Origin of the sequence: Nitratireductor aquimarinus, assembly GCF_017255295.1 — a bacterium.
GTDB lineage: Bacteria > Pseudomonadota > Alphaproteobacteria > Rhizobiales > Rhizobiaceae > Nitratireductor > Nitratireductor aquimarinus.
Genome location: NZ_JAFKDE010000001.1, coordinates 44072 through 50853, shown reverse-complemented (window position 1 = coordinate 50853; position 6782 = coordinate 44072). Strand labels below are relative to the sequence as shown.

The 6782-nt window shown below is 62.1% G+C and carries 5 protein-coding genes; 1 reads left to right on the top strand and 4 read right to left on the bottom strand.

What is annotated here, in order from left to right; genetic code table 11:
* The coding region (locus JYP46_RS00225; protein WP_206546885.1) for an Ig-like domain-containing protein at nucleotides 1-1298 on the bottom strand (1298 nt) is incomplete at its 3' end.
* Nucleotides 1299-1655: 357 nt separating this feature from the next.
* On the opposite strand from JYP46_RS00225, the gene JYP46_RS00220 reads away from it, so the two are divergent.
* Nucleotides 1656-2639 (top strand): transglutaminase-like cysteine peptidase, encoded by a 984-nt coding sequence (locus JYP46_RS00220; RefSeq protein ID WP_222473780.1) that lies wholly within the window; start codon nucleotides 1656-1658, stop codon nucleotides 2637-2639.
* Between the two features lie 2 nt (nucleotides 2640-2641).
* Here JYP46_RS00220 and JYP46_RS00215 read toward each other — a convergent pair whose 3' ends face one another.
* The 3 genes from JYP46_RS00215 to JYP46_RS00205 are packed head-to-tail and all read right to left on the bottom strand — an operon-like array spanning nucleotide 2642 to nucleotide 6774.
* A complete protein-coding gene (locus JYP46_RS00215; RefSeq protein WP_206544555.1) occupies nucleotides 2642-3256 on the bottom strand; it encodes a ribbon-helix-helix domain-containing protein in 615 nt (204 codons plus the stop codon).
* Between the two features lie 5 nt (nucleotides 3257-3261).
* Nucleotides 3262-4539 carry an HlyD family type I secretion periplasmic adaptor subunit gene (locus JYP46_RS00210; RefSeq protein ID WP_206546884.1) on the bottom strand — a complete coding sequence of 426 codons (1278 nt, stop codon included), beginning with the start codon at nucleotides 4537-4539 and terminating at the stop codon, nucleotides 3262-3264.
* Between the two features lie 60 nt (nucleotides 4540-4599).
* Nucleotides 4600-6774: a type I secretion system permease/ATPase gene (locus JYP46_RS00205; protein ID WP_206546883.1), complete on the bottom strand. Its 2175-nt coding sequence runs from the start codon at nucleotides 6772-6774 to the stop codon at nucleotides 4600-4602.
* Nucleotides 6775-6782 lie beyond the last annotated feature (8 nt).

The following is a 6782-nucleotide window of genomic DNA, read 5'->3' as shown; positions in this document are numbered from 1 at the left end:
TCCGTCGAGCCCGCCGGCACCGACATCCCCGCCGTCGGCGTGTAGCTGTAGGTGCCGTCAGCGTTCAGAACAAGCTGGCCATACGCCCCGGCAATGCCGCCCAGATTCGTGCCACCCGTCGTCACACCGCCGCCGGCCCCGGCGACCACACCGTCGACACGGCCGTCCGTGCCCACCGTTCCGTAGTCGGCCCCGAGATCGTCATTGTCCAGAACATTGCCGTTGACAGACGCACCGTTCTCCGCCGCGCCGTTCGCGTCGTTCGAGGCCGTGGGCCCGTCATCAGTGATGGTGACGGTCAGTTCGTCGGACGCCGTGTCGCCATTGCCATCGGTGACGACGAAATCGAACGTGTCGGTGACCACATCGTCTGCGCCGGTCTGGCCGGCATTGGCGTGATCGATGGTGTTGGTGGTCAGCACATATTCGAAACTGTAAGTGCCATCGCCATTCAGCGTGACGATCAGCTCGCCATAGACACCCTGAATGCTGCCGCCATTGGTCACGTCGACGCTGACGCCGGACGCATTTGTGACGACAAGCGAGCCAAGGCCATCATCGCCCGGATCGACAAGGATATTGCCCAGCGTGCTGGTGGTGCCGCCGCCGGATCCGCTGGCAAGCGCGCTCTCATTGACCTGTCCGGGCGGCGCTCCGAGGCTCACAATGCTGAGCTCGGGGAAATCGTTTTCACGGATCGAGGGGAACAGCTCGCGCCGCTCCAGCGTGCCGAACTGCAATGCAGTGGGCGGCAGCAGATCGATCACGGGGCCGGCATCGCCGATATCGCCATTGGGGGTGTTGAAGCCGCCGCCGCCGCTCTGGGACGCGGCGGACACCACGGTCAGCGCGCCATCGGGACCCGCCGCGACGTCGATGCCGTTGGCCTGAAGAGCGGCAGCGAGCGCGAGCTCGGGAATTTCCACATCGCCGATCAGGAAGGTGGGCACCTTGAGAGCGGCGTTGAGGATGGTGACGGTGGAGCCGTCGGGCTGCACGAGAACCAGATTGTTCCCGTCGAGCCTGATCTCGTCGATCGAGACCCCCTGCGGAAGGCGGACAACATTGTCGGCATCGGGCGTGATCGTTTCCGGCACATCCGGCACGGCTGCCTGAGAGGTTGGCTCCGCGACCGGCTGACCGGTCGCCGGATCGACGGGCGTCGGCTCGGCGGCAGTCTCGTTCTGCGCGAACTGGAGAGCGTTCTGCTCTGCCTGGCTCAGGCGCGTGCTGGTTGAAGACTGTTCAGCGGCAGTTGCGCGCTCGTCGGTGGTATTCGTGCGGTCATTGTTGGCCATGGGAACCCCCAGAAACAGATGTTCCCGGGAGCCAGACACGCCGTTTTAGGCGGCACAATATGAACTGAGCATCATTGATATATCATCATATTCCGAACGGACGAAAATTTCCCGTTGGTTAATGCTTGAATATAAGCGATTATACATTTGCCTATAATTATCCCTTTTTGACAGCCTGCGCCGGCTGCTCCCGCCGGCCATTCTGCCCAGAGACCTGAATGGTAAACAGAGATGAAATAGACAAAATCCCATTTTAAATAAATTGAACAACATATCTAAGTATAAAATAATCCAAACAACTTAATCTGCATTTCATTTGCGCCTCTTATCGTCATTGCAAGATCAGGGGACGATCAAATGAAAAACTCCAGAGGCCTATACATAGGTGCAAGCCTTGCGCTTGCCATCTCGGCATCCGCCTCACTTGCCATGCAGAATGAAGCGCAGGCAGGGGCTTATGCGCCATCGCCGGTGCAGGTTTCCTTCATCTCCAGCATGAGCGCCATGTCGGCGGCCGCGACAATGACGGCGGCGACCCGGGGGCTTGCCGAACTGAAGATGCAGTGGGAACGGGCGGCTTCGCGCGCCGCTCCCCAAAATGCGCGCTTTGCGGCAGGCGCCGGCAAAAGGCCCGCCGGAGAACGCAGGCAGGCGGGCAGTGCCGCCACGGGCGTTTTCGGCTCCGTGGCCATTCCCTTTCGCGCCCTGCCATCCAGCGCCAGCTGGAAAGCCGTGTACCCATCCATAGCGCGCGCCGATTTCGCCGCCTGTACGGAGGCCGGAGACTGCGCGCAACGGGCGAAAGACCTGGCGCAGCTTGTGCGTGACGTCAAAGCAGGCCCGTTCTCGCGCAAGCTTGCGGAGATCAACCGGGCGGTCAACCGCAGAATTGCCTACGTCTCGGACCGGAACAATTATCGCCAGCTGGATCTTTGGGCGAAACCCCGGGACATTCTCCAGCGCGGCAAGGGCGATTGCGAGGACTATGCCATCCTGAAGATGGCGGCGCTCAACGCTGCGGGCATTCCGCTCGGCAGCATGTCGATCGTGGTGCTTCAGGACCAGCGGCGATCCCTGTTCCACGCCGTTCTCACGGTTTCCACGAGCCAGGGGCACTATGTGCTCGACAATCTGCACGACCGCGTGATGAAGGACACCGCCTTTGGCGACTACCTGCCGCTTTACTCGCTGAGCGCAGACCGCTCCTGGATCCATGGAAGAAAGCGCGACGGCTCCATGGTCGCAACGCTTGAAGGACTGCCCTCGGATCTTTCTCCGGGAGAAGGCTTCGACAATGCGGCGGCGCCCCAGAACCGGGTGACCGGCGTGAATGGCGGTTAGGGTCAGTTCGGCAGGATGAAACCGACAATCGCGTCAAGCCCGGCCAGCGGCGCAAGGATGGCGTTGAGACGACCGCGGATAAGCTGACGGTCCACACCGATCACAAAGCCCACCATTGCCGGTCCGCTGCCCTTCATCTTCAGCTTCTCGATCAGCTCTGAAAACTGGATATCGAGCGACAGGCGCACACCCCGCGCCGTGGCATCCGACGGCAGGCTGGACAGCCGCGACTGCACAAAGGCGATGAAAGGCGGATTGTGGGCCATCAACTGCCGGTCACCGGCAAGGGCAAAACAGGGCGACGGGCAGGCCATGACCATGTTGCGCACGGCCTGTCTGCCGGTTCTGGCCCGCATCAGATCGAGCTCGCCTTGCAGGTGGGAGACGGTTTCCACCCTGAGGGCCGATGTGAGGTTTGAGCCCTGTTCAAGCCGGTTCTCGCAGGCCTCGATCACATCGCCGACACTGCAGTCCTTCTCATCCGCGATCTCCTGCAGGGACGACCAGAATATCTCTTCCAGCCGGATGCCGCGCCGCGCGGCCCCGACCCTGAGGACGCGAAACCGGGGCTGGAAGGCCCAGTCTTCTTCACCGTGCGTTTCAACCGCTTTGTCCATGGCTGTCACCGCTCGCGCAGCGCTTCGGTGCGCGCCTTGTTAATCGGCTTCATCAGATAGGCGAGGATCGTCTTCTTGCCGGTCATGATGTCGGCAGTCGCGATCATGCCGGGAATGATCTTGTGGCTCCTGCCATCCCGAACCAGCTCGGCCTGATCGGTCTTGACCCGCACCTGATAGAAAGTTTCGCCCGTATTCTGATCCACGAGGCTGTCGGCGGAGATGTTCTCCACCTCGCCTTCAAGCCCGCCATAGATGGAAAAATCATAGGCGGAAACCTTGATCAGCGCAGGCTGACCCGGCCGTACGAAGGCGACATCGCGCGGCGATATCCGCGCTTCGACGAGCAGTGTGTCGGATGTGGGCACCACGCCGGCCACCACGGTGCCGGGCTCCACATAGGCCCCGATCGTGTTCACCTCGAGCGTGTTGATGATGCCATCGACCGGCGAGCGGATATCGGTGCGCGCAACCCGGTCGGTTGCCCCGCGAATGGTCTCTTCAATGACCGACAGTTCCGCCAGCGCCTGTGTCTTTTCCACCAGCGCTTCCTGCTGAACCTGGAGCGCCAGCTCCTCGATCTGCAGCGTCGCCTCCTTGATGGAGGCTTCGATGCGCTCGACCGACTCGCGCGTGGATTCAAGCTGGCCCCGCGTCTCGGATAGTTCCTTCTGCACCCGCAGAAGCTCGGTCTGCGCCACCAGCTTGCGCTTGACCATGGGCTCCAGAAGATCGGCCTCACGCTGGGCGAGCGACAGGTTTTCTTCCAGCCGGGAGATGTTCGCGTTCGCCTCGTCGAGCTCATTCATGCGCTGCGTGCGCCGTTCGATCAGCACCGAGCGTTTGTTCTTGATGTTGTCGGCGCGGGCGCGCAGCAGGCGCGCTTCGTTCTGGCAGATGCCGGGCGCAACCTCCTGCAAGGATTCCGGGCAGATATATTCGGCTTCTAGATCGCCTTTCTCTTCCAGCTCAAGTCTGGCGATCTGGGCGCGCAGCGCGCGGGCGCGGGCGGCGGACTCGCCAAGCGACGACGCCGTGACCGTATCATCAAGCTGAAGGATGAGGTCGCCCTTGCTGACGGTCTGGCCGATCGTGACAGCGATTTCCTGCACGACACCGGCTTCGCTCGACTGAATGATCTGCGTCTTCGAGATCGGAATGATCTTGCCTTCGCCGCGCGCAATTTCCTGCACCTCGGCGATGGACGCCCAGCCAATAAATGTCATCAAGAGGGCTGCAATAACGACTAACCCCAATCGCGCAGCCAGTGGTGGACGGTCCATTTTCAATCCGCCTTTCGTCTTTTTATGTAAGGTCGCGCGCCACGCGGGCAACGCCTGGAGCTATTGCCCCCTTCCCGAACGCCCACCCGCGGCGTTCTTTTGCAGTTCTGCGATTACCCTCTCCTTGGGTCCGTCGGCGATGACACGGCCCTGATCGATGACCACGAGCCGGTCGACGAGTTGAAGCATGCTGTGCCGGTGCGTGGAGATCACCAGCGTCACATCATCCCGGAAGGCGGATTTGAGCCGCGCGATGAGTTCGCGCTCGCTTGCCAGATCCATTGCGCCAGACGGTTCGTCCATGAACACGATCTTCGGGTCGCTCAGGAGAATGCGCGCAATCGCGACCGCCTGTCGCTGACCGCCCGAAAGCTGACTGCCACGCTCACCCACCGGCATGTCATAGCCCCTGGGATGACGGGCGACGAACGCATCGACACCGGCGGCCTTTGCGGCTTCGACCAGCTCATCATCGGTCGCGCCGGGCTTGGCCATCAGGAGGTTTTCCTTCACCGACCCGGAAAAGAGGTCTGCCGCCTGCGACGCGAAGACGACCGCGGAACGCACCACGGACGGGTGATACTGGCGGATATCCACCCCATCGATGAGCAGATTGCCGCTCGACGGCGGATAGAGCCCGGCAAGCAGACGGCCAGCCGTGGTCTTGCCGGAGCCAATGCGCCCGATGATGCCGACGCGCTCACCACCCTTGATGGCGAGGTTGAAATCGTTGAGCGCGGGGCTCGCGGCCCCCGGATAGGTGAACCCGACATTGCGGAAGGCAACATCGCCGGTGCGGATTTCGCGGTTCACGAAGCCCGTGCTCTCCGGCCGGTCTTCGGGTTGCTCCATGATGGCGTTCAGAATGCGCAGCGACAGAAGCGCCTGGCGCATGCGCGACAGGGTCATGGCGATCTGGCCGAGCGGCGCGACAGCGCGGCCCGACAGCATGACCGTCGCGATGATCGCGCCCGTCGAGATATTGCCCTCGGAGAACTCGTAGGCGCCCGCAACGACAAGCGCCACGGTGACCAGCTGCTGCACGAACTGCGTCATGTTCGACGCCCAGGAGGACAACTGCTTGATGCCCTCGGAGGTGCGCGAGGCGTTCTTGGCAAGCTCGCTCCACCGGCGCAGCAATGTGCGCTCTGCGCGCAGCGACTTGACCGTTTCGATTGTCGCGATGGTTTCCACGAGAAGCGACTGGCGCTGCGATGCCTCATTGTTTGCGGCGGCGACACGGCGGCCGATGCGCGCCTGCGCGATGAGCCCGATGATCAATGCGAGCGCGAAGGCGGTTGCCGGGATCAGCGCCAGCCAGCCGGCAACGCTGTAAATGACCAAGAGGAAGACGAAAACGAAGACGCTGTCGATCAGCGTGCTGATCGTGTTCGAGGTGAAGAACTCGCGCACGAACTCATACTGCGTAACGCGGCTTGCATATTCGCCGGTCGACATGGGACGCGACGCCATGGTGGCGTGCAGCACTTTTTCGAAAAGCAGATAGGAAAGCTTCAGATCCGCTTTCCGGCCGGCGTAATCGATGAGGGCTGCGCGAACGCTTTTCAAAAGCAGGTCGAACAGGATTGCCCCGGCGACGCCGAGCGCCAGAACCCAGAGCGTGGCGGTTGCCTGGTTGGGCAACACCCGGTCGTAGACATTCATGACGAAGAGCGGCGATGCCAGCGCCAGAAGGTTCACGAACAGCGCGGCAATTGCCACCTGCGCATAGGACCGCCAGAACGGCGCAAGCGTGGTGGTGAGCCAGTGGCGCTTTTCCATCTGCTGAGGCAGACCGGCACCCGCGCTTTCGGACTTGTTCTCATAGATGATGCTGAAGGAGACGATCAGCCCGACTTTTCTGGACAGGACATCCTTGAGCGTGACGCCTTCTTCCGCGATGGGATCGGGCAGAAGCGTGGTGCGCAGGCGGTCGCCATCGAGCGGCTCCAGAAGAGCCTGCGCCGTGCCATCCGCATAGACGACAAGCACCGGCAGATCGATGGATCCGCTGGCGAGATCGCGCCGGCTGTGCTGCTCCACTTCCAGACCGATACGCGCGGCGAGCCGCTCGATATCTTCCAGCGACGGATTGCTCTCGTCGAAGGGCGTATCGGAAAAGAGGACGGTTTCGGAACTCGGGCGCGCGAGAAACTGCGCGACCTCCCGAAAGGCAAACCTGAAACTGTCTGCCAGGAGCGGCGTGTCGGCTGTAGGGTTGCGAAGCTGTTCCACCTTGCGCC

What these genes read in the sequence shown, in the direction of transcription:
- JYP46_RS00220 (WP_222473780.1), top strand. Translation starts at nt 1,656, where the DNA reads ATGAAAAACTCCAGAGGCCTATACATAGGTGCAAGCCTTGCGCTTGCC.
- JYP46_RS00210 (WP_206546884.1), bottom strand. Translation starts at nt 4,539, where the DNA reads ATGGACCGTCCACCACTGGCTGCGCGATTGGGGTTAGTCGTTATTGCA.
- JYP46_RS00215 (WP_206544555.1), bottom strand. Translation starts at nt 3,256, where the DNA reads ATGGACAAAGCGGTTGAAACGCACGGTGAAGAAGACTGGGCCTTCCAG.